We start from the raw sequence: 24,793 nt of genomic DNA, 5'->3' as shown, positions 1-24,793 counted from the left end.
CACTATATCTCTACTAAAAATAATATTCACATTTATATTAGTCACAGCACAAATAAAATTAAGTATAAAGTGAATACCTTAACAGCCTAGTTTTCTATCTACTCACCTTAATATAAAACACGCTTGTATAATTAAAATGGTACCTATAAAATGGACACTGAAAAAAAACACCTTTTCTGTAGTGCTCCCATTTGAGAATACGCTTCAGTGCATTTTCAAAATAGATATTATCAATGAGCGTTTTTGAAATGGTGTTGATTTGATGATAGAAACTAGCTTGTTCGACTGAATTTAAGTTATTCCAATGGCGAATAATCCAATTTGGTAGCGTTCTATCTTCAATTCTTAGTTTAAAAAGTTCTAGTTCGATATCTAGCCTAATTCTGATAACAATAAAGGCGCTATCCCTTTCTAGGAGTAGCGCCTTTATTTTGTCCTCCTTTGAATTCAGGGTAGACTATTTTTTTAATATTGAATAGGTGTTTTTTCACTTTGTCCTTGACATGGGGGTCCACAATATAACACGACAAGGGTGCTTTCCTTCTTCTCTCAATATTTTCGATAGATATCATAATCTCCTATCGAAATGACGTAGAACGTTACTAACTTTAGATGTTTCTTTTAAGACTGTTCATCATCTTTAAGCATTATTTTACCAAGTTTAAACCAAGACAAGAAACTTACCGCAGCGACTGATAACCAGCTTAACATGAGATACAAGATGTTTTGGGTTTCTCCTGTTTCTGGCATAATCGGTTCAGTTTTTGGAGAAGTAGGTTCTTCTGACTTAGCCGATGCATACATAAAGCTAAAAGTATGATTCTCATGGTCCAAAATCTGTAAGCAAGTTACTACAGCTACTTTTGGCGAAAGTTCATCAGCGCAAACTCTTTCCGAGGGCGCAAAAATAGTAGACACTAGACTCAAGACGAGTAAGAGTGGAAAGATAATTTGTCTAATTTTAGACTGATTTGTCTTTTTCATGATAATGCCCTCTATCTTAACGATACTTAAATATGCAAATAGATAAAAAACTGTTCATCAAGCAGAAGTCGAGATCAGATGATTGCGCCTAAAGTCTCTTCTTCTTATCCAATTAACCTTGTCTATTTTTAATAAAAATTTATTTTATTACTATTATTCAAATGATTATGTTTATTTTATATCTTTATTCTAACATCTTACTAGTTTTTTGCAAGATAATATAAATAGAAAATGAGTTTATTTTGACATTCAAAACAAAGCATACGAGATTTAACAAATAACCATTGTCCTATTTCAAGGCATTGACGTCAAAAAAATCAGCTCTCACGGATTTAAATTAGGGAATAATTATATTTTAATTTTTTAATTTATCATTTAGCATCCTAACTTGGTGGACTGCCTTAATTAATAAAATTATTTTCTTTTTTTAACGAATAGAGGTAACCAAATCAAAACTAGGAAAAAAATAATCAAACTATTTATCAATAGTTCTGGCATTTCCAAAATATGGCTGCGCCCTAGCCAAAAAAGTACTATGATTATCGTACAAACGATGTTGAGCATCATTGTCTTCTTTTTATTCATGTGCCTCTCCTAATTTTCTACGGAAGTTTACGACTGCGTCGTACCACTTTCAGTATTATGATTTAGTCCTCTATTACTTCTACCACATCACCAAATAAAGCTTGAGCTTGGTCAATCACGCCATTTTTTTCAGTTGTTGCAGTCTCTTGTGGCGCTTCGTCTCCTCCCGCTGCTTGTTGCTTGCGGAGCTGAGCATATTCTGTTCTGATTGCAAGCCAGTCAGCATCCGTCAGCGCAATAATTTCAGGTGCAAATCCGACGATATTTGACATGAAGTTACCAAATTGGACTTGTAACTCTTGATTTTGCATAGCCTTTTGCGCTGTAAATTCACTTTTGAATGTTACGACGACGAATTGCTCAGAGGCTGCCACGGCTGATGTATTTTGTAGCATGGACTTACCAAAGCCACTATCGAAAGAATTGATGACCTCTTCCCAAGCGCCTTGAATAGCAGTCCGTGCCTCATTTGTCGCCTCAGATAGCGCTTTGAAAACGAAATCTTTACTGAAATAATTTCCGCTCGCTTTTGGTGTGACTTTTTTCTCTGACAATGGTTGCTGAGGAGCTTGAGACGACTGAAACTGACCTGATTGGAGTTGACTTGTTAACTCTGACACTTGCCGTTGTAAATCTGCAATCACTTGTGAGTAGTCTGCAGTTTTGAGGGTTTCTGACAAACGCATGGTCATCACATCTGCTGCAATTTTTTCCTGCGTTGTATTTTTCAGAGTTTGCAAAGTCTCCGTTGCAATATCAATCCAGGCAAAAATCTGAGCCTTATCCACATTTACCGTAGGGGTTTCAGCTAAGAGCATATCTCGGAAATGCGCCATTAGGTCCTCAGTGAAACGAATCATGTTCTTGCCGTCGGCAAATATCGTATCCAGTTGGGTTAGGGCATCTTCAACCTGCTGGTCAGCAATGGCGGAGATATAGGCATCTAAAGCTTGCTTTGAGATAGCGCCAGTCACGAGAAGAGCGACGTCCAGTGTCAAGCCATTTTCCGCGAAACTCAGGGCCTGGTCTAAGGTCGAGAGCGCATCACGCATACCACCGTCGGCAGCATTTGCAATCAAGGCAACAGCTGACTCGTCGAAGGTCACGCCTTCTGCCGTCAGAACTTCTGATAGATGCTGGGTGATATCATGGCTAGTAATGGCACGGAAGGCAAAGCGCTGCACGCGCGAAAGAATCGTCGCAGGAATTTTTTGAATCTCAGTCGTTGCCAGAACAAAGACAACATTTTCCGTCGGCTCTTCCAGCGTTTTCAGGAGGGCGTTAAAAGCGCCCGTTGTCAGCATATGCACTTCATCGATAATATAGACCTTATACTTGGCACGGGACGGTGCGTAGGTTGACTTATCCCGAATGTCACGGATTTCATCAACACCATTATTTGATGCTGCATCCAGCTCAATGACATCTTCCAATGAACCATTGGTTACCGCCTGACAAATCTCACAAACATTACAAGGCTCGCCGTCTGTTTGGTTAGGACAGTTAATCGCCTTAGCAAAAATTTTAGCGGCAGATGTCTTCCCTGTACCACGTGGCCCCGAAAAGAGATAGGCGTGGGAAATCTGTTCCGTGATAATAGCGTTTTTTAGGGTTCTCGCCACCACTTCTTGGCCGACCATTTCGTCAAAGCGTTGGCTGCGATATTTACGATATAGGGCTTGATAACTCATTTTACTGCCTCATTTTTTAGGGTGAATTGATTAAACTGCCAGTCTGTTTTCTCGATCAAAATCTCGGTAAATTGTTCTAAGAACGCTTGCTCCAACTGTCCATAATCAGCAACGACAGCTGAATCTAAATCTAACACACCGACGAGGTGACCATTTTTATACATCGGAACAACAATCTCAGAGCGTGCTGCGGAGTCACAGGCGATATAATTGGCATGTTGTGTCACATCTGGTACAATCATTGTTTGTGCTTTTTCAGCAGCCTCACCACATACGCCTTTACCTAGGGTAATATTGACACATGAAACGCCACCTTGAAAAGGGCCTAAGACAAGTTTCTCACCGTCAAATAGATAGAATCCGATAAAAATTGAACGAGGTAAAACACCACGCAATAAAGCACTGGCATTACTGAGATTGGATAAAACATTGCCCGTTTCATCAAGCAGCGCATCAATTTGTCGGAGTGCTAAGTCGTACTTTTCTGTTTTCGTCATATTTCCACCTATTTTTTGCTATAATATAACTATTATAACAAATTTTGGAGATAAACATGAACCTTGATGATATTCGCTCAGATATTGATACCTTAGATGCTCAATTAGTCCAGCTATTAGAGGCACGAATGGCCTTAGTTTCACAAGTGGCTACCTTTAAAAAAATGACTGGTGGTATGGTGCTAGATAATTCACGTGAACTCGTGATTTTAGACCGTGTGGCGAGTCAAGTTGAAAATCCTGATTATACAGAGACAGTCGTCAACACTTTTAAAGACATTTTGAAAAATTCACGCGCTTATCAAGAGAAAGTGTTAAAAAATTGAAAAGTTATTATCAAAATATCGCGATTTGGTCAGGTTTGGCTATTCTAATTGGCCTTGGTGCTGGTGTATTAGACGCGCTATTCGGTCGCGTCTTGATTGGTGTAACAGACTTCCGGCTACAACACTTTAACAATCTGATTCCTTTTTTACCATTAATTGGGGTACTGATTGTTTTTTTGTATCATCGATTTGGTAAAACAGCCAGCCAAGGTATGGGGCTAGTCTTTAGTGTGGGACATCAATCCGATGATGTGATTCCAAAGCGCCTCATACCGCTCGCCATGGTAGCAACCTGGCTGACACATCTATTTGGTGGCTCTGCAGGTCGTGAAGGTGTCGCCGTTCAAATTGGGGCAACCTTTGCGAACTTTCTGGGTGATGTCTTTAAGGTTAAAAATCGTCATATTATCGTGATGATTGGGATGGCAGCTGGTTTCGGCGGTCTCTTTCAAACACCTTTTGCAGCGACATTATTTGCACTCGAGGCGCTGATTGCTGGTGCCATCTATTATCGAGCAATTGTTCCTGCCCTCATCGCAAGTACTGTCGCGGCTCAGACCTCACATTTTTTGGGGTTAGAAAAATTTTCATTTACACTAACTAATTTACCAGTCCTTGATGCTAACCTCATTGCTAAACTACTGCTCATGGGGGCGATTTTCGGCCTCACGGGCTTTGCATTTGCTTGGCTCTTAACATTTGCTAAATCTCGCTTGACGATTTTGTTACCAAATCCTTACGTCAAAGTTGCCGCTTGCGGCGTTATTCTCTCGTTGCTTTTCACCATGCTCGGACACGGGCGCTACTCGGGCCTTGGTACTAACCTAATTACAGCAGCATTTGGTGGTGGGCAGATATTTGCTTGGGATTTTGCTCTGAAACTGCTATTGACGGTCCTGACGCTTGCAATCGGCTTTCAAGGTGGCGAAGTGACGCCTTTGTTCGCCATTGGGGCTGCGCTTGGTACAACGCTCGGTTTGGCGCTTGGCCTTCCCGTCACCTTCGTTGCCGCACTTGGCTATGCTGCGGTCTTTGCCTCAGCCACCAACACCTTTTGGGCGCCGATTCTGATTGGCTGCGAAGTCTTTGGCTATGCGCTCATGCCTTACCTCATGATAGTCGTCATCATAAGCTACATGCTCAACTTCAACAAATCCATCTACACCGCACAAGACATGCTTCAGAACATGTTCGAGGTGAAAAAGAAAGATTGAAAAATAAATAAAAGACTGTGAACGTATCCCCTGACTTATCGGGGGTGTTGACAGTCTTTTTCTATTTTCAGATTTAAACAGTAATCTCCACCTTATTGCCATAAGGGTCAAGGACGACAGATTCATAATAGCCATCACCATTTGTACGGGGGTATCCGACAACCTCAAAGCCTTCTTGGGCTAGGCGATTTGTTAAATCATCTACTTGCTCTTTTGTGCCAACTGACATGGCTAGGTGGGCGTAACCAAAGTCATCTTTTACTTTTCTTTCTGCGATATCAGGACGTGTCATAATCTCTAAACGCGTTTCATCATCAAAACTAAGAAAATAGGATTTAAATTCAGTTTTCTTGTTATGATAAAGGGCATTGCTTTTAGCGCCAAAATAAGTGATATAAAAGTCACGCATTGTCTCTAGGTTACGCGTCCATAATGCTAAATGATTAATTTTCATTTCAATTCTCCTATCAAGCCAAAAGGATCTCAAAAGTTTAAAACTTCTGAAATCCTTTTGTTTTATGACTTGTTCTGTCTTTTTTCTCACATCAGGATAGATACCTGATTGGTTTAGACTTCGAACAACAAGTCGCCATAAGATGGCATTGGCCATGCTTCTTTGTCAACAATCATTTCTAATTTGTCAACTGGTGCACGAAGTGCATCCATGGCTTTAAAGACAACTTCATTGTAAAAACGAGCTTGTACCTTGCCTTCTTCTTTCTGTGTCGCCTCTGCTGTTACTTTCTCAAGTTCAGAGAGCGCTACTTTAGTTTCTTTCAACAACTCAGAAACTTCTGTCAGGATACTCGCTTGAACTGTTGCATCACAACCAGCTGCCTTAACGGCAAGTACAGTATCCGCCAATGATTTTGTATACTTAATGACAGCAGGGATGATTTGTTTAGTCGCCATATCAATCATCGTAAGTGCTTCAATATTGATAACTTTACCATAATTTTCGTACTTAACTTCTTCACGCGCTTTTAATTCTGTTGGCGATAAGACACCATACTTGTTAAATAACGCGATAACATCAGCATCTCCCAAAACTTCAGTTGCATCTACCATTGTTTTCAGATTTGGCAAGCCACGTTTTTCAGCTTCTACAACCCACTCATCAGAGTAGCCATCTCCATTGAAGATAATGCGTTTGTGTTCTTTGGCATATTCTGCAATCAAAGCATCAACTGCTGCATCAAAGTCTTCTGCGTTCGACAAACGTTCTGATGCATCATCAAAGGCTTCGGCAACAATCGTATTCAAGACAATATTTGGTGACGCAATTGAATCACGTGAGCCAACCATACGGAACTCAAACTTATTACCTGTGAAGGCAAATGGTGATGTCCGGTTACGGTCAGTCGCATCTTTCGAAATATCACGAAGTGCAGAAGACCCCGTCGCCAACACGCCACCTTTAATAGAGGTTGCAGCTGATCCACTTGCCACGTATTGGTCCATAATATCTTCTAATTGTGAGCCAAGGAAGATTGAGATGATCGCTGGCGGCGCTTCATTGGCACCTAAACGATGGTCATTACCTGGGTCGGCAGCTGATTCACGGAGCAAGCCAGCGTATTTATCCACTGCTTTAATGATACACGCAAGAACTAACAAGAACTGCTTGTTTTCATGTGGTCGTGAGCTAGGTTCAAGTAAGTTTTCACCTTCATTTGTCACAAGTGACCAGTTATTATGTTTACCAGAACCATTGACACCCGCAAATGGTTTTTCGTGCAAAAGACACTTCATGTCATGACGACAAGCAATGCGTTTCAAGGTTTGCATCACCACTTGGTTTTGGTCAACAGCAACATTGGCATTGGCATAAATTGGCGCAATTTCATGTTGAGCTGGTGCCACTTCGTTATGCTGTGTTTTTGATGTCACGCCAGCTTTCCAAAGTTCTTCATTGACATCTTTCATAAAGCCAGCGACACGTTGGCGGATTGTCCCAAAGTAATGGTCATCCAATTCCTGACCTTTAGGCGCAGCAGCACCAAACAAAGTACGGCCAGCGTAAATCAAATCTTTACGTTTTAAGAAAGTCGCTTCGTCGACTAAGAAATACTCTTGCTCAGCACCAACGGAAGGTGCCACACGAGTTGCAGTCGTATTGCCAAAAAGGCGAAGTAATTTAATAGATGAATCAGAAATAACTTGCATAGAGCGGAGCAATGGTGCTTTTTGGTCCAATGCTTCACCGTTATAAGAATAAAATGCCGTTGGAATCAAAAGCGTTGTACCAGCCGCATCATGACGAACGAATACTGGAGAAGTCGTATCCCAAACTGTGTAGCCACGCGCTTCAAATGTCGCACGCAAACCACCTGAAGGGAACGATGAGCCATCTGGTTCACCTTTAATCAATTCTTTTCCAGAAAAAGCAGTCAAGACACTACCATCTGCTTTAGGTGCTGTGATAAACGAATCTTGTTTTTCAGCTGTTACACCTGTCAATGGCTGGAACAAATGCGCAAAGTGAGTTGCACCTTTGCCAATCGCCCATTCTCTGATCTCATTTGCAATGACATCTGCTGTCGCAAGATCAAGATCTTTGCCTTCTTCAATCGATTTTTTAAATTGTTTGTAAATGGTCTTTGGCAGACGTTGCTGCATGACCGCATCCGTGAAAACATCTTCAGCAAAGATTTCCGGAATATTGACTTTCTCCATCGTTAAGTTCTCCTGACATTTTATATGTTATAACTTCTAACACCATCATTATACATTATTTTTTTATTGATTGCAACAATAGTTGTAATTTTTAGAATTTTCTTTTTACTATACGCATTTAAGTAAAGAAAACGAACGACATTTTTGAGATATTTTCTGTCAATAAGGTCAACGGCTAAACGGTAAAACCGCTAAGCCACGTTGCCCATAGCTTTTCCGTAAATCGCTAAAACGATAACTTCAATGCCAGAGGCGATTAGGTGTAGGCGTACAGGTGTACGCCAAGGCTTTTGTCCCACGCCTAAATGGTAAAGCCACTAAGGTACGTGGTACATAGCTATTTATCTAAGCGCTAAAGCGCAAAGATAATAGCCAAACGAAGAAGTGACCGAAAATAGCCAAAAATGTTTGTTTTATTTGCTTAAATGGGTATACCGTTCGTTTTTAACAATTTATAAAAAAGCACACCAGTTCTCATATACTGAGTACTGATGTGCTTCGGTCTATTTAATATAGATAGAGATAGTTGTCAATCTCCCATTGAGAGACGAATTGGGCGTAAGAGGCCCACTCTACTTTTTTCGTTTCTACAAAGTTGGTGTAAATATGTTGACCTAAAGCAGCTTTTACCACGTCATCTTCACGTAGGGCTTTCACTGCATTGTGCAAGGTTGACGGTAGGTCTGTGATACCGACTGCCTTACGCTCATCACCTGACATCATATAGATATTATTTTCAACTGGCGCTGGCGCTTCGAGTTTCCGCTCAATTCCGTCCAGACCACATTCTAGCAAAACAGCTAGTGCCAAGTAAGGATTCGCTGTTGGATCAACTGCTCGAAGTTCAAGGCGCGTTCCTTTTCCACGTGAAGCAGGAACACGAACTAGCGGTGAACGATTGCGACCTGCCCATGCGATATAAACAGGGGCTTCATAACCTGGAACGAGTCGTTTATAAGAATTTACCGTCGGGTTGGTAATGGCGGTGAAATTATAGGCATGGTCTAAGATACCACCCAAGAAATGGTAGGCTGTCTCTGATAACTCCAACTCACCTTTTGGATCGTAAAAGGCATTGTTGCCTTCTTGGTCAAAAAGGGACATGTTACAATGCATGCCACTGCCATTGATGCCAAATTTTGGTTTAGCCATGAAGGTCGCGTAAAGACCATGCTCACGGGCAATCGTTTTGACGACCAGTTTAAAGATTTGGATGTTGTCGCAGGCTTCCAGGACATTGGTGTACTTGAAGTCGATTTCGTGCTGACCGACGGCCACCTCATGGTGACTGGCTTCGACTTCGAAACCAAGGTCAGTTAGGACGTTGACGATTTCACGGCGGGTATTATCCGCTGTATCAGTCGGTGCAAGGTCAAAATAGCCGCCTTGGTCATTGACTTCAAGGGTCGGATTGCCTTTTTCGTCAAGTTTGAACAAGAAAAATTCAGGCTCAGGGCCAAGGTTGAACGACTTGAAACCAGTCGTTTCCATGTGGGTCAGAGCACGTTTGAGGTTTCCACGAGGGTCTCCCGCAAATGGTGTGCCGTCGGGATTGTAGACATCACAAATCAAGCCTGCGACTTTGCCGTTCTCATCTCCCCAAGGGAAGATAATCCAAGTATCGAGGTCAGGGTAGAGATACATGTCTGATTCATTAATGCGAACAAAACCTTCAATGGAAGAACCGTCAAACATCATTTTGTTATCCAAAATTTTCTCTAGCTGTTCTTCTGTTGCGGGTACTTCTACGTTTTTAAGCGTCCCTAAGATGTCTGTAAACATCAGGCGCAAGAAGGTGACATTTTTCTCTTTGACTTCGCTAAGAATGTCTGCAGGTGTGATCGTCATGTTAAAGAACTCCTTTATTTGAACTTCAAGCTAACTTTTCAAGCAAGTCAGCTATTAATTATGTAAGAAAAGCGTGCTGAACACGCATTCTTTTTTATCGCTGATGCTGATTAGCGCAACGTTGATTTGGGTTTATTAAATCTTGATTGTTGCATGATTTCTTGTTCTAAGATTTTGCGTACTTCAGCGTCAGAAATGGACTTACTTTTGACTTTATCCAAATCTTCCTTGCTTTGCTCATAAACGCGCTTGATGCCCGCAATGTTTAAGCCGTCATTGAGGTAGTCCTTAATTTCTAGTAGGACATCCATATCGTTTAGCGAATACATTCGGCGATTACCTTCATTTCTCGCTGGGAAAATCAAACCTTGATCTTCGTAGTAACGAATTTGACGCGCTGTCAGATCTGTTAACTGCATAACCGTGCCAATTGGAAAAACTGCCATTGACCGTCGTAGCTCACGTTCTTTCACTAACATACACCTCCTCTATCTTCTCATTATATAAAGACTTTTCAGAAAAGTCAACGGTTAATGTGAGATAAAATCACATCTCGGATTAACCGCTTTTGAATCTTTTTATAGCTTAATAATCATCATTATTTCGGATAATTTCACCTTGATAATCAATCATACCGGGTGCGACCATTTGTATATCAAAGCCGGCATCTTCAAAAATATGACTGGCACGGTAGGCTTTATTAGTCGTGCGACAGATGACATAGTAAGATTTAGTTGGATCTAGCTCAAACTTACCGTCCTCTACATCATCAATCGGAATGTTGATGGCTGTCGGAATATGAAAGCTCTCAAACTGCTCACGTGGGCGGACATCCAACACATCTAATCTAGGAATATCAAGTTTTTCAAATTTTTCTAATGGTATCAGATTAAAGGTCATCACTCAGTCTCCTTTATACTCGTAACCAAAATGCGCATAGGCCTTGGCAGTCGCACAACGTCCTTGACGGGTCCGAACCAAAAAGCCAGACTGTATCAAATAAGGCTCGTACATATCTTCCAGAGTTTCGCGTTCTTCCGATATATTAACCGCGAGCGTCCCTAGACCGACCGGACCACCATTGTACATCTCGATCATTGTTTTAAGAATTTTTTGGTCGACATAATCAAGTCCTGAGGCATCTACATCTAACATGGTCAAGGCTTGGCGGGTGATGTCATCGTCAATGAGACCTGTTCCCTTAATTTGCGCATAGTCTCTGACACGTTTGAGCAGGCGGTTAGCGATACGCGGTGTCCCACGACTCCGACGGGCCATTTCAAAAGCGCCATCCCCTGTGATGTCAACTTCAAAAATATCTGCGGTACGCTCGATGATTTCGGTCAAATCTTCCAGATCGTAATAAGCCATATGGGCATTGATCCCGAAACGCGCCCGCAAAGGGTTTGAGAGCATGCCTGCACGCGTTGTTGCACCAATCAAAGTAAAGGGCGGTAGCTCCAAATGAACGCTACGACTGGCATCTGCGCCACCAATCATGATGTCAATATAGAAATCCTCCATGGCACTGTAAAGTACTTCCTCGACAGACATAGGCAGACGGTGGATTTCGTCAATGAAGAGGACGTCGCCAGCTTCTAGCTCATTCAAAATTGCGACTAGGTCGCCAGCTTTTTCGATGGCAGGTCCAGAGGTCTGTTTAATGTTGACGCCGAGTTCATTTGCAATTACGAATGCCATGGTCGTTTTACCTAAACCTGGTGGGCCAAAAAGTAAGACATGGTCCAATGATTCTTCACGCAGTTTGGCTGCCTTGATGAAAATATCTAGTTGTTCTTTGATTTTATCTTGACCGATATACTGATTTAGGTATTGTGGTCTAAGGGTCCGTTCGACTAATGTCTCGTCTTGTTCCAGATCGTAGTCCTGTAACTCCCCTGATGTTAATTTGTCGTTTTCCATATCTTTATTGTATCAAAAAATAATGATTAAGTCGTTAAAGATTAGCTATATCACAAGGGTTATCCTTGTGAAGATATTAATTGGTTTCTAATCGGATACTCCTTCTAAATTGTCATACAAAAATAAAAAAACTAATCTTGTGATTAGTCATTTCATCATTAATTTGAGGGCGGTTTTGATGTAGCCTTCGGTTGAGTCTTGTGTGCCTTCGAGCTTTTTTTGTACTTTCTTGAGCTCAGTTGCTTTATAACCCAAGGCAACTAAAGCTTCTAAAGCGTCGTCCAACTCTGTACTTGCTACTGTTTGTGATGTTGTAACGTCAGTTGTAACATTCTCAAATTTCCCTTCAAGGTCTAGGACCATTTGACTGGCAGTTTTTTTGCCAACACCTGGGAATTTGGTCAGGTACTTGATGTCGCCACTGTCTATGGCAGTGACTAAACCAATGTTGTCATCAGCTGCGATAATGGCGAGCGCTGATTTTGGGCCGATACCTGACACGGAAATCAGTTGTAAAAAGAGGCGTTTTTCTGTTTCGTCCATAAAGCCATAGAGGGTGTGGGCGTCGTCGCGAATGACTTGGTGGACGTAGACTTTGATGTCGGCATTCACGAAGTTTGAAAAGCTATAAGGATTTGCGACATGTAGTAGATAGCCTACGCCTGAGACGTCAAGCACGATGTAGGTCGGCGTGATTTTGACGAGGGTACCTTTGAGATATTCGTACATAATTTCCTTCTATATTAAGTGAGGTGAGTTTAAAATCGGATGTTCCAAGAGATTTTGTGAGTCTACCAACTCGCAAGTTCGTAGGCCCTAAGTTTATTTAGGATAACTTGGAGTTCGTGCTGATTTTTAAAACTGGGTATTCCAACCGCCTTTGTGTGTTTGTTGAATGCGTCTGAACATTTTTTCAAGGTCGGTATTTGAAAAGGCGACGAGGGCTGGTCTGCCGTGGGGACAGTTATAGGGATTCTCACAATGTGCCAATTGCTGCAATAAATCACGCGCACTGGCAGGATCTATATACATATTGGCTTTAATCGAGCTTTTACAAGCAATCATAATCGCCAAATCTTCTCGATATTTTTTAACCGAAACTTCACGCCCGTCCAATAACAAATCAATCAATTCATAAGTGGCAGACTCAATCTCATCATCTTGCATCCAAATCGGATGTTCCCGTAAAATCAGCTGATTGTCGCCATAGGCATCCAAGAAGACACCAGCTTCAGCGAGCAAGTCTTTTTTCTCAAGAACAGTCAACAAGTCATTTTGTGGGAGATTGATAAAAATCGGCGCTAAAAGTTGTTGCTGGTCATAATTGACTTGACCGATTTTATCCCGGTAATATTCATATTTCACTCGTTCTTGTGCGGCATGCTGGTCGACGATATATAGACCTTCTGGCGACTGACATAATAGATAAGTGCCATGCATTTGTGCTAAAAACTCGAGTTCTGGGAAAGTTTGATTGCTCTTTGACGCTTCATCAGATTGCAACTCAACCGATTCTGTCACTACAAACTCTCGTGGTGGCTCAGATTCAGTCTCAGACTTATCATCTATGGCTTTAACATTAGCTTCTTCTAAATCCAACAACGTTTCTGGCACTTTTTCAAACGTTGCATTTTCTTTCACGTAGAAGTCTTGGCGCTCCGTATCATAATATAAGGACTTGTTTTGCAAAGGCAACTGTGTCTGCTCGTGTTTTGGTGTTGGAAAGACTGGCTTAGTCTGCTTCGTTAAATTCTCCAGTGCATCTGGAATCAAGGTTTGTGGCTGAAAAGCCTGACTAATGGCTTGAGAAATCAAGCCCATTAACTCGCGCTCTTTTGAGATTCTGACTTCTTGCTTGGTTGGGTGGACATTGACATCTGCCAAAAATGGATCAATTTTAATGTCGATGACCGCAATCGGAAAGCGCCCCACCATGAGTTTCGAGCCGTAGCCATCGACAATTGCGCGGTTGATCAAAAAGTTTTTGATGTAGCGACCATTGAGCAAAACGGTGATGTAATTTCGATTGGCGCGGGTCAGCTCAGGTAGGCTGACATAGCCCGTCACATCAAAGTCCAGGTCTTGCGCCGAAATCGCGATCATTTTTTTGGCAGTCGAAATGCCGTAAACACCAGCCAATGCTTGCTTCAAGTCGCCCGTTCCAGCCGTCTTCATCATCTCACGACCATCATTAATCAGCGTAAAAGCCACCTCAGGATGCGCAAGGCTCAGGCGATTGATGATGTCCGTGATATGCCCAAGCTCCGCTTGCAAACTCTTGATGTATTTGAGGCGGGCGGGTGTATTATAGAAGAGATTTTCAACTTTTATCCGTGTTCCGACGCGTTTGGGTGCTGGACTATTTTGGATGATCTCGCCACCTTTAGCGACAAGCAAAGTCCCACTTTCATCTCCATTATCAGCTACTGATGTATTAATCGTTAGCTCACTAACACTAGCGATAGAAGGCAAAGCCTCACCCCTAAACCCAAGCGTCCGAATACGAAAGAGGTCATCGACATCTTTGATTTTACTTGTGGCATGACGCTTGAGGGCAAGCGCCACTTCATCGTGGGCAATTCCTTCACCATTATCAATGATTTCAATTGACTTAAGGCCAGACTCTTCAATCTTGACTGTGATTTGTGTTGACTTGGCATCAATGGCATTTTCTAGTAATTCTTTCACCACACTAGCCGGTCGTTCAATCACTTCACCCGCTGCGATTTTATTGGCTAAATTATCATCTAATTCGATGATTTTTTGATGTTTTTCCTGTTTTGTCATAGGTTTATTATATCACAAATCTATTTGCTGCTTGATACCATAGACAATGTCTTTAATCAGCCTCACCTAAAATTTGTCGGATACCAGAATCAATCGGTGTGATCGTAAATTCTGGAAAGGCTGCTTTAAATTTATCAGAACCGAAGTGATTGTCAACCTGATAGCGTGGCAATAGTTCTTGAAGTTCTTTTAGGTTATGATTGACATAGCTACCTAATTTGAATTGCCACAGCTTAATGACTGAATACTCCAGCTTTTCGCCTGTTATAGACTGTGCTAGGGCGATCATCTCTTGATAGGTTAAGCTATCCTCACAGGGAAGATGCCAGGTTTGACCATAGGCGCTTTCCTATTACCAAGCAAGGCCATAGCACGACTAGCATCTGGTGTCCAAATCAAGGTTCTCAGCGTTGACGCACTGACTGGCACTTTAATGCTTTTTTTGTTTTTTATTGGGTTAAAGATCATGGTGTTGGTGATACTCTGTGTTTTTCCAGGTCCATAAAATTCAGGTGCGCGACAGATAAGCGCCTGTAAGTCACTTGTTGCCATTGCTTGCAAGACCATTTCTGCCAATTGGGCACGTACTGCTGATTTCCTGCCTACAGGTTCAAATGGGCTATTTTCATCTTGAATTGCTGCTGTTTTGGCATACATATAGGTGTTATCAAAGAATACAAGTTTACTTTGGTTCATTTGACAGGCTTTGATGACATTGGCCATCATTAATGGAAATTGTGCTTCCCACAGCTTTGAATCCATGGGCAATCCAGCTGTCAAGTAGACGATATCACTGCCGGCGATGGCCTTGTTCGCCTCTTCGTACTTCAGTAAGTCAGCTGATACTAGCTCATCAGTAGCATTGACCCGTATGGGTTTACGACTGACCAAGCGGATATCTTTTGTGTAGGTTTGATGTAAGGCTTTCGCCATTTCTTGGCCAATCTGACCGTTGCTGCCTAGGATGGTTTGCATGCGTTCAACTCCTCTATGAGTAATTTAGCGACGGCACGGACTGAAAATGGGTTTTGACCTGTGATGAACTGGCCATCCTGTAGTGCGTAGGATTTGTAAAATCGTTTTTTCTGGAAGTTAGCACCGTGTGCTGTTGCTAAGGTTCGATTTAAGAAAGGGACGACTTTTTTCTTGCCCGCAATGATTTCTTCTGATGTTGTAAAGCCTGTTATCTTTTTGCCTGCAATGAGATAATGGCCTTGCTCATCTTTAAGGTTCAGTAGACCTGCAATGCCGTGGCAGACAGAGGTTAGATAACCTCCAGCCTTGTAAATCGAGCGAGCAATGGCTTGGATCTCTGCGTTTTCTGGAAAATCCCACATCACGCCATGCCCACCGGTAAAGTAGATAGCAGAATAATCGGCAGGGTTGATTTGATCTGGTTTTAAGGTATTTCTGAGTCCTCTGTCTAAGAAATCCTGACTTTCATAGATTTTCCAGATTGACGCATCCATATATGCCATGCTTCGTGGGTCAAGCGGGACTAAGCCACCTTTTGGACTGACAAAATCATAAGCAATACCTTGCTTTTGAAGTTCCTCTACAAACTCTGCACTCTCACCTAACCACAATCCTGTTGCTTCATTTGTGCCTTGGTAGCGGCTGACATTTGTTTCTACTATCAATACTTTTATCATGCGTTTCTACTTTCTTGTGTCATTATCGTTGTGACTTGGGTTAAGAAGTGTTGTAATTTCGAAATTTCGGCGGTGTCGTGATTCAGATAATAAAAATTCTTGGTGCCTTCTGAACGATAAGCCACAATTTTAGCTTGTCTCAATATTTTTAAATGGTGTGAAATTGCTGGACGCGATAAACCAGTCGCTTCAATCATTTCTCCTACTTGTATTCCCTGACACGTCTCCTCCTCCAGTAACCTGATAATGATGGCCTGCCTTTTCTCATCCCCTAATGCGATGAGAAAATCGCTCACGTCTGTTAGCTCTTTTTTCATATGATAATACTTGTTCACTTTTTCTCCCTTCTTTTGTTCGTTTATATTTTTAAACCATTAAACCATGTTTTGTGATGTGACGCAAAAGATACGACTTATTTTTCTGAATTTTTATAAAGTAAACTGAAGTTCTGCATAAAAGATAAGCCTATTGAGATGAATAACGCACTACAAAATATGATAAAATAAGCTATTGAAAAGTTGCTATATTTTATTGTTCTGAATTCATCTTAGAAAACGAAAGGCTTGTTGAGCTAAACATGAAAATCTATATCATCGGTGCTGTTGCTAGTGGTAAGACCACTTTAGCCAAAACACTATCGGACAGATTGGATGTCCCTTACTATTCATTAGACAATGTCGTCCATCTACCCGATGCCCAATCACCAACAGGTAATACCAAGCGCTCTGTCACAGAACAAGCACAACTTTTTGCCCATATTTTACAGCAAGACCGTTACATCATTGAAGATGTTGGCCGCCCTCAGTTTACCAAGGGGTTACACGAAGTAGATCACATCCTGTTTCTTGATTTTCCAGTTTACCAACTCTATAAACGTGTCATTTTCAGGTGGCTGAAACAGAGAGTTGGGCTTGAAAAGTCAAACTATAAGCCAACACTATCTATGCTACTCAAGATGCTAAAATGGACAAATACAAGTCCTAAGACGCTCATTCAACCTTTTTTGTCAAAAACAATCACCCTCCGCAATAGGATAGATATCCAGAATTATATCAATACGATCAAAATAAAATAGTGTAGAAATTCAAAAAACGAATTTCTACACTATTTTTGGTTAGCCACTATATCAATTATCTCACACCAACTTCTTCAACTCATAAAGCTGGTTCATGGCTTCCATCGGTGTTAGATTCATGATATCAAGATTTCGGACAGCCTCTGCCAACTCATCTGTCCCAGCAAACAAATCAAGTTGCTGCAACTCAGTTGGCATTTCTTGAACGACCGTCTTAGTCTGCAATTTCGGTGTATCTGTTTCTAATTCTGACAAAATCACCTTAGCACGTTTCAATAGTGGGCTAGGCAGACCAGCAATCTTCGCCACATGGATACCGTAAGATTTATCGGCTGGTCCCGACTCTATTTTATGGAGGAAGGTCACCTCACCATCAGCTTCGAGCGTCGCGACGTGCACATTCTTCAAATGCTGCAGGCTATTTTCAAGCGTGACAAGTTCATGATAATGTGTCGCAAACAAGGTTTTAGCGCCGACATGCTCATGAATGTACTCGACAATAGCCTGAGCCAGCGCAATCCCGTCATAAGTCGCAGTGCCACGACCGAGTTCGTCAAATAGAATCAGCGAATTTTTCGTCGCACGACGAATGGCGTGATTGGCCTCCATCATCTCAACCATGAAGGTCGACTGGCCACTAATCAAATCATCCGCCGCCCCGATTCGGGTGAAAATGGCATCAAAAATCGGTAATTGGACCTGTTCTGCTGGAATAAAGCTGCCAATCTGCGTCATGACAACGGTCAAAGCAAGCTCTCGCATATAGGTCGATTTACCTGACATATTGGGTCCAGTAATCAGTTGAATCATCGTTTCTGCATCAAATTCAATCGAATTTGGCACATATTCCTGAGCACCCATCACTTTTTCAACAACCGCATGGCGACCATTGATAATCTGAATTTCTTGCCCATTTTTAATGATGCCTGGCTGGATATAATGGTTGTTTTCGGCGACAACGGCTAGGGATTGTAGCACATCTATTTCAGCGATTGTTTTTGCCAATTTCTGGATGCGTGCAATGAAAGTTTCTGTCTGATCACGAACCTGTAAAAATAGGTCATACTCTAAACTAGCAGAGTTTTCCCGTGCATCTAGCATCTGACTTTCTAATCGTGATAAGGCTTCAGTACCATAGCGCTCAGAATTTTTCAGCGTTGCCTTCCGAAAGAAATGGTCAGGCACTTGCTCACGATTTGAATTGGTTACATGGAAATAGTAGCCATCTTTTTTATTATAATCAATTTTGAGATTATTAATTCCAGAGTTTTCACGCTCTTTGGCCTCAAGTTCCGCAATCCAAGTCGTGCCATCTCGCATAATCATACGATACTCATCTAAAGTTGTATTAAAGCCATTTTTGATGATGTTACCTTCAGTAATTGTAGCTGAGGCGTTAGGGTCAATAGCAGATGTAATCAGTTCAAGCAAGTCAGGCATCGGGTCCAATTGCTCAATGAGCTGAGTCAAAACATCAGCCTTCATCTCTGTCAATACACCCTTAATCGCTGGAACATTCGACAACGTGTTAGCCAGTTGCAATAAGTCTTTCGGATTTGCTTTACCAAAGGAAACACGCGAGGCTAAGCGCTCAATATCATAAACCCCTTTGAGCGTTTCCGTCAAGTCAGAGCGCTCAAAAAAGTGGTCCAAAAAAGTCTGAATGATAGTTTGACGCTTTTGAATAGCTGAGACGCTAACCAAGGGCCTATCAATCCAGAACCGCAGCATCCGAGTCCCCATAGCCGTCTTGGTTTCATCCAGCAACCAGTATAGGCTGCCGTGTTTTTTACCCGTCCGTGCATTTTGAAGTAAGTCTAGACTTTTCTTACTAGCAGCATCCATGAGCAAGAAATCTTTGATTTCATAATGTTGGACCGCCTGCAAATGCGTCAGATGACGTTTCTGCGTTGTCATGACATAATTCAAAAGTTTTGAAGCCACTGAAATTTCTAGGTCAGATAAACTATAGTCAATCAAGTCGGCATTGTCAAAGCCTATTAAATCTTGTGAGACAAGGACGTTAAGCTGAGTTTCAAGGATTTGGCGTTGCACCTCCTCAGATGACAAATCATAGCCAACAACCACTTCCCGTGCTTTAAGGGCAGAGATTTCATCTACTACGGCATCAAAATCAGATAGGGATGTCACAAAGAACTCCCCTGTTGCCAAATCCAAGTAACTGAGGGCGTAACTTGTTTGAGTTCTATCAATTGCAACAAGGAAATTATTTTCCTTGCCAGTGTTGAGGGCATCCACGGCAGTCCCTGGTGTCACAACCTGCACGACATCGCGTTTGACCACGCCGACAGCTTTTTTAGGGTCTTCCATCTGCTCAGCAATGGCGACTTTGTAGCCCAAATCAATCAGAATATCAATGTACTGCTGAACACTATGGTGCGGTACACCTGCCATTGGTATTGGATTGACTGAGTTTTTATTGCGAGAGGTTAAGGTAAGCTCTAAAATTTGCGCTGCTTTAACAGCGTCGTCATAAAAGAGTTCATAAAAATCTCCCATCCGAAATAGCAAAAAAGCATCTGGATAATTTTGCTTAATATCCAGATACTGCTGCATGCCCGGTGAGATTTTCTCAGTTTTTTGTGATGCTTTAGTTGTCACGATAAAGTTCCTCGTTAATTTGTGATTCTAATCTTTGTAACAGATGTTGTAAGAGATCATTTGCGGCAACCAACTTGCGGCGGTAATCCACAATCAAGGGCGTATCATTGAGCTCTGACTCAATCACTTTTGAACGCGCCATGGTCTCTTGATAAGCCTTGACTTTGTCGATTTTTTTAAACAAGACAGCTTGTTTAGCTAGATCTTTCATCTCAACTTCAAGCGCATACAACTCTTTAGTCGCTTTCAAACGTTTTTCAGCCGCTTGAAAAGCAAGAATTGTTGGGTGCTGCGAAACTTGTGTTAGTAATGCCGCAAGAGCTTGCTCATAATCGGCGGTTGGGTCATCAATGTGGTTGGATGGCATTTTGTATGTCTCTTTCAAAGTTTGCAGCACTGGCCTCATCTTGACAAGTGATGAGCAAGGTATCTGCACCAGCAATCGTTCCTAAAACTTCTGAACGATTCGACGTGTCAATGGCATCTGCGACCAAGTCCGCCTCTCCTAAACCAGTGCGAACGACAATGATGAACATGGCACGACTCACACTGATAGCATAAGCTGACATGGTATCCATTAAGCTCATAGCCGTACGAATCAAACCAGTATTTTCAAGTTCACCTTCATAGTCAAAAACGGTATAAAAACTGCCTTCTTCATAACGATTTTTAATAATCCCAAGCTCACGAATATCTCGTGATAAAGTCGCTTGAGTCGTTGTAATCCCTTTTTCTAAAAGACGTTGCGAGAGTTCTTCTTGCGTTTCTATTTTATGATTTTGGATTAACTGTCGAATAATCTTTTGACGTTCTAATTTCTTCATAATCTTATTATAGCATAAGCTGAATCATTATGCTTTTACCTTTTCTATCGCGAAGAATTTACATTTCTTCAGGCGCATCAACCCCTAAGAGTCTGAGACTTTCTTTCAAGACGATACCTGTGGCGTAAGCCAAAGCGAGACGCGCGTCCTTCTCCGCATTCTCATCCAAAATCCGCGTGTGGGCATAGTACTTGTTGAAGGCTTGCGCAAGATTAATGGCGTATTTGGCAATGGCTGATGGCTCGAAAGTCCGTGCTGCTCTTGCGATAATGTCAGGGAATGCTTGCAATAACTTGATGATTTCCCAGCTTTCATCATCTGTTAGGGCAAGGGTTTTGCCTACCACCGCATCCGGTTGGAAGTCAGCCTTGCGCAAAATTGATTGAATCCGCGCATGCGCATATTGGACGTAAGGACCAGTTTCACCTTCAAATGAGACCATTTCCTCTAAGTTGAAGTCATAGCCGTTAAGGCGCTCGTTTTTCAAATCGTAGAATTTAATGGCACCAACACCAACAGCGTGGGCAACTGCGCCTTTATTAGGAAGATCAGGATTTTTCGCATCAATTTGCGCTTGAGCGCGTTTGACTGCTTCATGTAGCGTTGGTTCTAGTAAGATGACATTGCCTTTACGCGTTGACAATTTCTTACCTTCTTTTGTGACCAAGCCAAATGGCACGTGATAGATGTCATCCGACCAGTCATAGTCCATTTTCTTAAGAACTGCTTTGAGCTGTTTGAAATGACCAGACTGTTCTTGACCGACAACATAGAGTGATTTAGCGAATTTATAAGTCCGTTTGCGGTAAAGGGCGGCAGCCAAATCACGAGTGATATAAAGCGTTGCACCATCTGATTTTTTGATTAAAGCTGGGTTTTCAAAACCTTCAAGCTCAACAACAGTTGCGCCTTCAGATTCTGTTAGCAAGCCTTTTTCAGACAAGATGTCGATGATTTCATCCATCTTGTCATTATAAAAGGCTTCACCGTTCATGCTGTCAAATTCAACACCTAATTCCGTATAGATGCGATCGAACTCAACTAAAGATTCATCACGGAACCATTGCCACAATGCCAAGGCTTCCGCATCTCCATTTTCAAGTTTAAGGAACCAATCACGCGCCTCAATATCAACTGTCGGATCATCTGCTGCCTCAGCATTGATTTGTACGTAGAGCTTAAGTAATTCTGAAATCGGATTTTGACGGATAGCTGCCTCGTTGCCGTATTTTTTATAAGCCACGATGAGCATGCCAAACTGCTTGCCCCAGTCGCCCAAATGGTTGATCTTGACTGGATTGTAGCCTATTTTTTGATAAATCTTAGCCAAGGCATCCCCAATCACAGTTGAGCGTAAATGACCGATTGAGAAAGGTTTGGCAATGTTGGGTGACGACATATCAATGGCAACATTCTCGCCAGTTTGCTCTAAAGTCGCATAAGCTGTACCTTCTGATAAAATTTCTGATAAGACAGCTGTTGCTGTTGCTGATTTATCTAGGAAAAAATTGACATAAGGACCAGTTGCAACGACTTTCTCAAAGCCATCTGATGAGATTTTCTCTGCAATATCAGCCGCAATCATCTGAGGTGCTTTGCGTAAAGTTTTCGCCAATGAAAAAGCAGGGAAAGCTAAGTCTCCCATTTCAGATTTTTTAGGTGTTTCAAGCAAGTTGCTGATATCATCGATACTTAAAGCATTATCCAAAACAGCTGCAAGCGCTTGGGATACTAATTGTTTATCATTCATAATTATAATCAAGTCCTTAAAATAGAGTATTTAACTATATTTTACCATATTTTTACCTGTTATAGGTTACAAAATATGACGTCAACACGACTTGTCGCGATTGATACTATTTTTAAATATTAATCATCAGCTCATTTATAAAACTAAATAAATTATCGTTTTAATTCATATCACTATTTGCCCATAATAAAGCGCCTAATCATTTGGCTATTTGGCCCAAATTATCAGACGTACTAAGGATCGAGTTTATTTTTTAATCAATAGTTTTATCGTAATTAGGATGCTGACATAACTGAAGAAGATAACAAGTCCTAACCAAATTTCAGGTCCTAGTTCAAAATTACCGACTAACTGCCAGGTCGTGCCAATGGCAGCTAACCAGCCACCTATTGTGACACCGCTCCAGCCATTGACTTTTAAAGCATACTTATGTAAGCTTTCACGTGTTTCGTCTGATAATTTGATATCCGAATAGGTCTTTTGGATTTTTTGGATTCTTCGTTTTTCCAAATAAATTTTGAGAGGTGGCAATAACCACCACCAAAACTGGATTTTACCGATATCTTTTCTTTTAGATGATTCATGCTTATTTTTGATAGCCTCCCACCCTTTTACTTCTTCGTAAAGTTCGGTTGCTGCTTGTAATAAGGGTGCTCCGAAAAGCAACCAGGCGCCAATTGTTTGTAAACCTAAAATGAAACTATCCATGTCTATATTCCATACCAAACTTTCTGTTAATCATCTGCCAAAACAGATGTTCGTCAATAGTTTCATTTTATCTCAATTTAATAGATTATGCTACTTTATTTTCAAACATCTTTTTTCTATATGCTATTTGTACTGATACTTGCAATATGAGCAAAATAAAACAACTCTGACCTCAATTCGGTCAGAGTTGTTTTTCATCTGCTTACTTAAAACTTAGTCTCACCCAAAGCTGCTTGTGCTGCTAAGTTTAAGAGTGACCATTGACGGTCAAAACCTGGTTGGAAGAAGAAATCTGCTTCTGCTAGGTCTTCTAAAGTTAAGCCAGTTGTAATGGCTAAGGCTAAAGCATTAATTTGTGCTGTTACATCATAGGTAGACATGACTTGTCCACCAAGGATTTTATGTGTTTCTTTGTCGTAATTTAATTTGACATAGACGTCTGTATTGCCGTCGTTTTTAACAAAACTTGGGCGCAAGGTGTCTTTGAAGAAACTGCCTGTCACGGGTACGCCTGAACGAGCTGCTGAAAAATCATTCAGACCTGTCATCGCAAATTTATAACCAAAGACTGAGAGGGCACTTGTGCCCAACACACCACGGAATTTCTCTGTCGGTGTGTCTGATTCAATATTACGAACAACATAACGCGCCTCACGACGGGCTGTTGATGCCAAAGCAACAGGCGCATGTTGTTGACTTGCAATATTAAGCGGTAAAATAGCATCTCCGACAGCGTAGACGTCTTTTGCTGATGTCCGCAAGTACTCATCCACTTTGATTTGACCACGTGGTTCTAGGTCAACTAGTCCTTTGAGCCATTCTGTGTTTGGTGTGACACCTGCTGCAACAATGACAAGGTCCGCATCAATGGTACCAGTCTTTGTCTCAACGCCAGTGACGACATCCCCACCTGCAAATCCTGTGATGCTTTCACCTAGTGCTAAAGCAACACCATTAGCCTCAAAAACGGGGGCTAGGATATCTGTTAAATCTTTATCTAGGTAGTTGCCGAGAACGTCGTCAATCATGTCAATGATTGTCACTTTTTTACCTGCTTTGGCAAAAACTTCTGCACCTTCGACACCAATATAACCTGAACCAATGACTGCGACATTTTTGACTTTAGGGTCTTGCATTTTTTCTTTGATTTTAAGTGCCCAAGCACGGCCGCGCATGAAGAAAATGTTTTCTTTATCCGCACCTGGTACTGGCAAGGCTGCTGGTGTCACGCCAGATGAAAGAATCAGTTTATCATAAGTTTCGTTAAAAACGTCACCAGTTACTAAGTTTTTAATCGTCACTTATTTTTTATCAGCATCAAAACTCAAAACTTCATGTTGTGATTTGACTTTACCGCCACGCTTTTCGATGTCTTCTGGTTTAAAGTTACGAACATCGTCAACACCTGAGACTTTGTCTTCTAAAAATAGTTGCATCCCACATGACAAGAAAGAGACGAAATCCCCTTTTTCATAAATCGTCACATCAGCATCCGGATGCTTGTCCAAAAGTTCCAATGCTGATTGGTGTCCACAGTGACTTGCGCCAATAATAATGACTTTCATGTTGTTCTCCTTTTTTATATAGATACTTGACTCTTGCATAGTCCGCAACCGTGCGCACTGAATCTG

21 protein-coding genes and 2 pseudogenes are annotated in these 24,793 nt (G+C 41.6%); 3 read left to right on the top strand and 20 right to left on the bottom strand.

The features are described 5' to 3' along the window. Positions 1 to 621: 621 nt before the first annotated feature. The 3 genes from HZR21_RS00650 to HZR21_RS00640 all read right to left on the bottom strand — a co-directional run bounded on the left by HZR21_RS00650 (position 622) and on the right by HZR21_RS00640 (position 3,757). Positions 622 to 984 carry a hypothetical protein gene (locus tag HZR21_RS00650; RefSeq protein ID WP_180745531.1) on the bottom strand — a complete coding sequence of 121 codons (363 nt, stop codon included), beginning with the start codon at positions 982 to 984 and terminating at the stop codon, positions 622 to 624. Between the two features lie 647 nt (positions 985 to 1,631). Next, a complete protein-coding gene (dnaX, locus tag HZR21_RS00645) occupies positions 1,632 to 3,260 on the bottom strand; it encodes a DNA polymerase III subunit gamma/tau (protein WP_003140403.1) in 1,629 nt (542 codons plus the stop codon). Then, a complete protein-coding gene (locus HZR21_RS00640) occupies positions 3,257 to 3,757 on the bottom strand; it encodes a free L-methionine (R)-S-oxide reductase MsrC (protein WP_180745529.1) in 501 nt (166 codons plus the stop codon). Before HZR21_RS00640 ends, dnaX begins: the two co-directional genes overlap by 4 nt. 56 nt (positions 3,758 to 3,813) lie before the next feature. Here HZR21_RS00640 and HZR21_RS00635 point away from each other — a divergent pair, with 56 nt between their 5' ends. Together HZR21_RS00635 and HZR21_RS00630 are read left to right on the top strand one after the other, a co-directional pair. Then, complete coding sequence (locus tag HZR21_RS00635) at positions 3,814 to 4,083, top strand: chorismate mutase (protein WP_180745527.1); 270 nt, start codon at positions 3,814 to 3,816, stop codon at positions 4,081 to 4,083. After that, positions 4,080 to 5,297, top strand: coding sequence for a chloride channel protein (locus HZR21_RS00630; RefSeq protein ID WP_180745525.1), 1,218 nt, complete (start codon positions 4,080 to 4,082; stop codon positions 5,295 to 5,297). Before HZR21_RS00635 ends, HZR21_RS00630 begins: the two co-directional genes overlap by 4 nt. A 73-nt stretch (positions 5,298 to 5,370) precedes the next feature. Here the strand turns inward: HZR21_RS00630 and HZR21_RS00625 are convergent, their stop codons facing one another. The 11 genes and pseudogenes from HZR21_RS00625 to HZR21_RS00575 all read right to left on the bottom strand — a co-directional run bounded on the left by HZR21_RS00625 (position 5,371) and on the right by HZR21_RS00575 (position 16,500). Further along, entirely contained in the window at positions 5,371 to 5,751 is a 381-nt protein-coding gene (locus tag HZR21_RS00625) for a VOC family protein (RefSeq protein WP_180745523.1), read from the bottom strand. Positions 5,752 to 5,864: 113 nt separating this feature from the next. After that, entirely contained in the window at positions 5,865 to 7,973 is a 2,109-nt protein-coding gene (locus HZR21_RS00620; RefSeq protein WP_180745521.1) for a glutamine synthetase III family protein, read from the bottom strand. Between the two features lie 507 nt (positions 7,974 to 8,480). Then, positions 8,481 to 9,821: a type I glutamate--ammonia ligase gene (glnA, locus tag HZR21_RS00615; protein WP_180745519.1), complete on the bottom strand. Its 1,341-nt coding sequence runs from the start codon at positions 9,819 to 9,821 to the stop codon at positions 8,481 to 8,483. A 110-nt stretch (positions 9,822 to 9,931) separates the two neighbouring features. Continuing rightward, a complete protein-coding gene (locus tag HZR21_RS00610; protein ID WP_040526482.1) occupies positions 9,932 to 10,294 on the bottom strand; it encodes a MerR family transcriptional regulator in 363 nt (120 codons plus the stop codon). 112 nt (positions 10,295 to 10,406) lie between these two features. Further along, complete coding sequence (locus HZR21_RS00605; RefSeq protein ID WP_003140413.1) at positions 10,407 to 10,721, bottom strand: rhodanese-like domain-containing protein; 315 nt, start codon at positions 10,719 to 10,721, stop codon at positions 10,407 to 10,409. Between the two features lie 3 nt (positions 10,722 to 10,724). Continuing rightward, entirely contained in the window at positions 10,725 to 11,744 is a 1,020-nt protein-coding gene (gene ruvB, locus HZR21_RS00600) for a Holliday junction branch migration DNA helicase RuvB (protein WP_180745517.1), read from the bottom strand. 147 nt (positions 11,745 to 11,891) lie between these two features. Next, the gene (ruvA, locus tag HZR21_RS00595) at positions 11,892 to 12,473 is read right to left on the bottom strand and encodes a Holliday junction branch migration protein RuvA (protein WP_180745515.1); all 582 of its coding nucleotides are present in this window, start codon (positions 12,471 to 12,473) and stop codon (positions 11,892 to 11,894) included. 126 nt (positions 12,474 to 12,599) lie between these two features. Further along, a complete protein-coding gene (gene mutL, locus HZR21_RS00590) occupies positions 12,600 to 14,531 on the bottom strand; it encodes a DNA mismatch repair endonuclease MutL (protein WP_180745513.1) in 1,932 nt (643 codons plus the stop codon). 52 nt (positions 14,532 to 14,583) lie between these two features. Continuing rightward, positions 14,584 to 15,506, bottom strand: a pseudogene (locus HZR21_RS00585) (NAD-dependent epimerase/dehydratase family protein). Then, positions 15,491 to 16,183 carry a type 1 glutamine amidotransferase domain-containing protein gene (locus HZR21_RS00580; RefSeq protein ID WP_180745511.1) on the bottom strand — a complete coding sequence of 231 codons (693 nt, stop codon included), beginning with the start codon at positions 16,181 to 16,183 and terminating at the stop codon, positions 15,491 to 15,493. The pseudogene HZR21_RS00585 and the gene HZR21_RS00580 overlap by 16 nt, the downstream one beginning before the upstream one ends. After that, positions 16,180 to 16,500: an ArsR/SmtB family transcription factor gene (locus HZR21_RS00575; protein ID WP_180745846.1), complete on the bottom strand. Its 321-nt coding sequence runs from the start codon at positions 16,498 to 16,500 to the stop codon at positions 16,180 to 16,182. Before HZR21_RS00575 ends, HZR21_RS00580 begins: the two co-directional genes overlap by 4 nt. Positions 16,501 to 16,760: 260 nt before the next feature. On the opposite strand from HZR21_RS00575, the gene HZR21_RS00570 reads away from it, so the two are divergent. Then, the gene (locus tag HZR21_RS00570; protein ID WP_180745509.1) at positions 16,761 to 17,258 is read left to right on the top strand and encodes a P-loop NTPase family protein; all 498 of its coding nucleotides are present in this window, start codon (positions 16,761 to 16,763) and stop codon (positions 17,256 to 17,258) included. 60 nt (positions 17,259 to 17,318) lie between these two features. Here HZR21_RS00570 and mutS read toward each other — a convergent pair whose 3' ends face one another. From mutS to HZR21_RS00540, 6 genes and pseudogenes are all read right to left on the bottom strand, one after another. Next, positions 17,319 to 19,835, bottom strand: a complete 2,517-nt coding sequence (gene mutS / locus HZR21_RS00565; RefSeq protein WP_180745844.1) for a DNA mismatch repair protein MutS — start codon at positions 19,833 to 19,835, stop codon at positions 17,319 to 17,321. A 34-nt stretch (positions 19,836 to 19,869) separates the two neighbouring features. After that, positions 19,870 to 20,247, bottom strand: a complete 378-nt coding sequence (locus HZR21_RS00560) for a YlbF family regulator (RefSeq protein WP_180745503.1) — start codon at positions 20,245 to 20,247, stop codon at positions 19,870 to 19,872. Next, positions 20,228 to 20,704, bottom strand: a complete 477-nt coding sequence (gene argR, locus HZR21_RS00555; RefSeq protein WP_003140432.1) for an arginine repressor — start codon at positions 20,702 to 20,704, stop codon at positions 20,228 to 20,230. The genes HZR21_RS00560 and argR overlap by 20 nt, the downstream gene beginning before the upstream one ends. Before the next feature lie 58 nt (positions 20,705 to 20,762). Further along, positions 20,763 to 22,454: an arginine--tRNA ligase gene (gene argS, locus HZR21_RS00550; protein WP_180745501.1), complete on the bottom strand. Its 1,692-nt coding sequence runs from the start codon at positions 22,452 to 22,454 to the stop codon at positions 20,763 to 20,765. Positions 22,455 to 22,700: 246 nt separating this feature from the next. Further along, a complete protein-coding gene (locus HZR21_RS00545; RefSeq protein WP_180745500.1) occupies positions 22,701 to 23,162 on the bottom strand; it encodes a hypothetical protein in 462 nt (153 codons plus the stop codon). A 206-nt stretch (positions 23,163 to 23,368) separates the two neighbouring features. Beyond that, a pseudogene (locus HZR21_RS00540) lies at positions 23,369 to 24,727 on the bottom strand (FAD-dependent oxidoreductase). Positions 24,728 to 24,793 lie beyond the last annotated feature (66 nt).

It is taken from the genome of Pseudolactococcus laudensis, assembly GCF_013449735.1.
Lineage (GTDB): Bacteria > Bacillota > Bacilli > Lactobacillales > Streptococcaceae > Pseudolactococcus > Pseudolactococcus laudensis.
Note: the sequence above shows the minus strand (reverse complement) of the source record. Positions and strands in the feature narration are given on the sequence as shown.

Bases quoted from the DNA above. Each gene is read 5' to 3' on its own strand.
- HZR21_RS00650 (WP_180745531.1), bottom strand. From the start codon at position 984: ATGAAAAAGACAAATCAGTCTAAAATTAGACAAATTATCTTTCCACTC.
- dnaX (WP_003140403.1), bottom strand. From the start codon at position 3,260: ATGAGTTATCAAGCCCTATATCGTAAATATCGCAGCCAACGCTTTGAC.
- HZR21_RS00640 (WP_180745529.1), bottom strand. From the start codon at position 3,757: ATGACGAAAACAGAAAAGTACGACTTAGCACTCCGACAAATTGATGCG.
- HZR21_RS00635 (WP_180745527.1), top strand. From the start codon at position 3,814: ATGAACCTTGATGATATTCGCTCAGATATTGATACCTTAGATGCTCAA.
- HZR21_RS00625 (WP_180745523.1), bottom strand. From the start codon at position 5,751: ATGAAAATTAATCATTTAGCATTATGGACGCGTAACCTAGAGACAATG.
- HZR21_RS00620 (WP_180745521.1), bottom strand. From the start codon at position 7,973: ATGGAGAAAGTCAATATTCCGGAAATCTTTGCTGAAGATGTTTTCACG.
- glnA (WP_180745519.1), bottom strand. From the start codon at position 9,821: ATGACGATCACACCTGCAGACATTCTTAGCGAAGTCAAAGAGAAAAAT.
- HZR21_RS00605 (WP_003140413.1), bottom strand. From the start codon at position 10,721: ATGACCTTTAATCTGATACCATTAGAAAAATTTGAAAAACTTGATATT.
- ruvB (WP_180745517.1), bottom strand. From the start codon at position 11,744: ATGGAAAACGACAAATTAACATCAGGGGAGTTACAGGACTACGATCTG.
- ruvA (WP_180745515.1), bottom strand. From the start codon at position 12,473: ATGTACGAATATCTCAAAGGTACCCTCGTCAAAATCACGCCGACCTAC.
- mutL (WP_180745513.1), bottom strand. From the start codon at position 14,531: ATGACAAAACAGGAAAAACATCAAAAAATCATCGAATTAGATGATAAT.
- HZR21_RS00580 (WP_180745511.1), bottom strand. From the start codon at position 16,183: ATGATAAAAGTATTGATAGTAGAAACAAATGTCAGCCGCTACCAAGGC.
- HZR21_RS00575 (WP_180745846.1), bottom strand. From the start codon at position 16,500: ATGAAAAAAGAGCTAACAGACGTGAGCGATTTTCTCATCGCATTAGGG.
- HZR21_RS00570 (WP_180745509.1), top strand. From the start codon at position 16,761: ATGAAAATCTATATCATCGGTGCTGTTGCTAGTGGTAAGACCACTTTA.
- mutS (WP_180745844.1), bottom strand. From the start codon at position 19,835: ATGCAGCAGTATCTGGATATTAAGCAAAATTATCCAGATGCTTTTTTG.
- HZR21_RS00560 (WP_180745503.1), bottom strand. From the start codon at position 20,247: ATGCCATCCAACCACATTGATGACCCAACCGCCGATTATGAGCAAGCT.
- argR (WP_003140432.1), bottom strand. From the start codon at position 20,704: ATGAAGAAATTAGAACGTCAAAAGATTATTCGACAGTTAATCCAAAAT.
- argS (WP_180745501.1), bottom strand. From the start codon at position 22,454: ATGAATGATAAACAATTAGTATCCCAAGCGCTTGCAGCTGTTTTGGAT.
- HZR21_RS00545 (WP_180745500.1), bottom strand. From the start codon at position 23,162: ATGGATAGTTTCATTTTAGGTTTACAAACAATTGGCGCCTGGTTGCTT.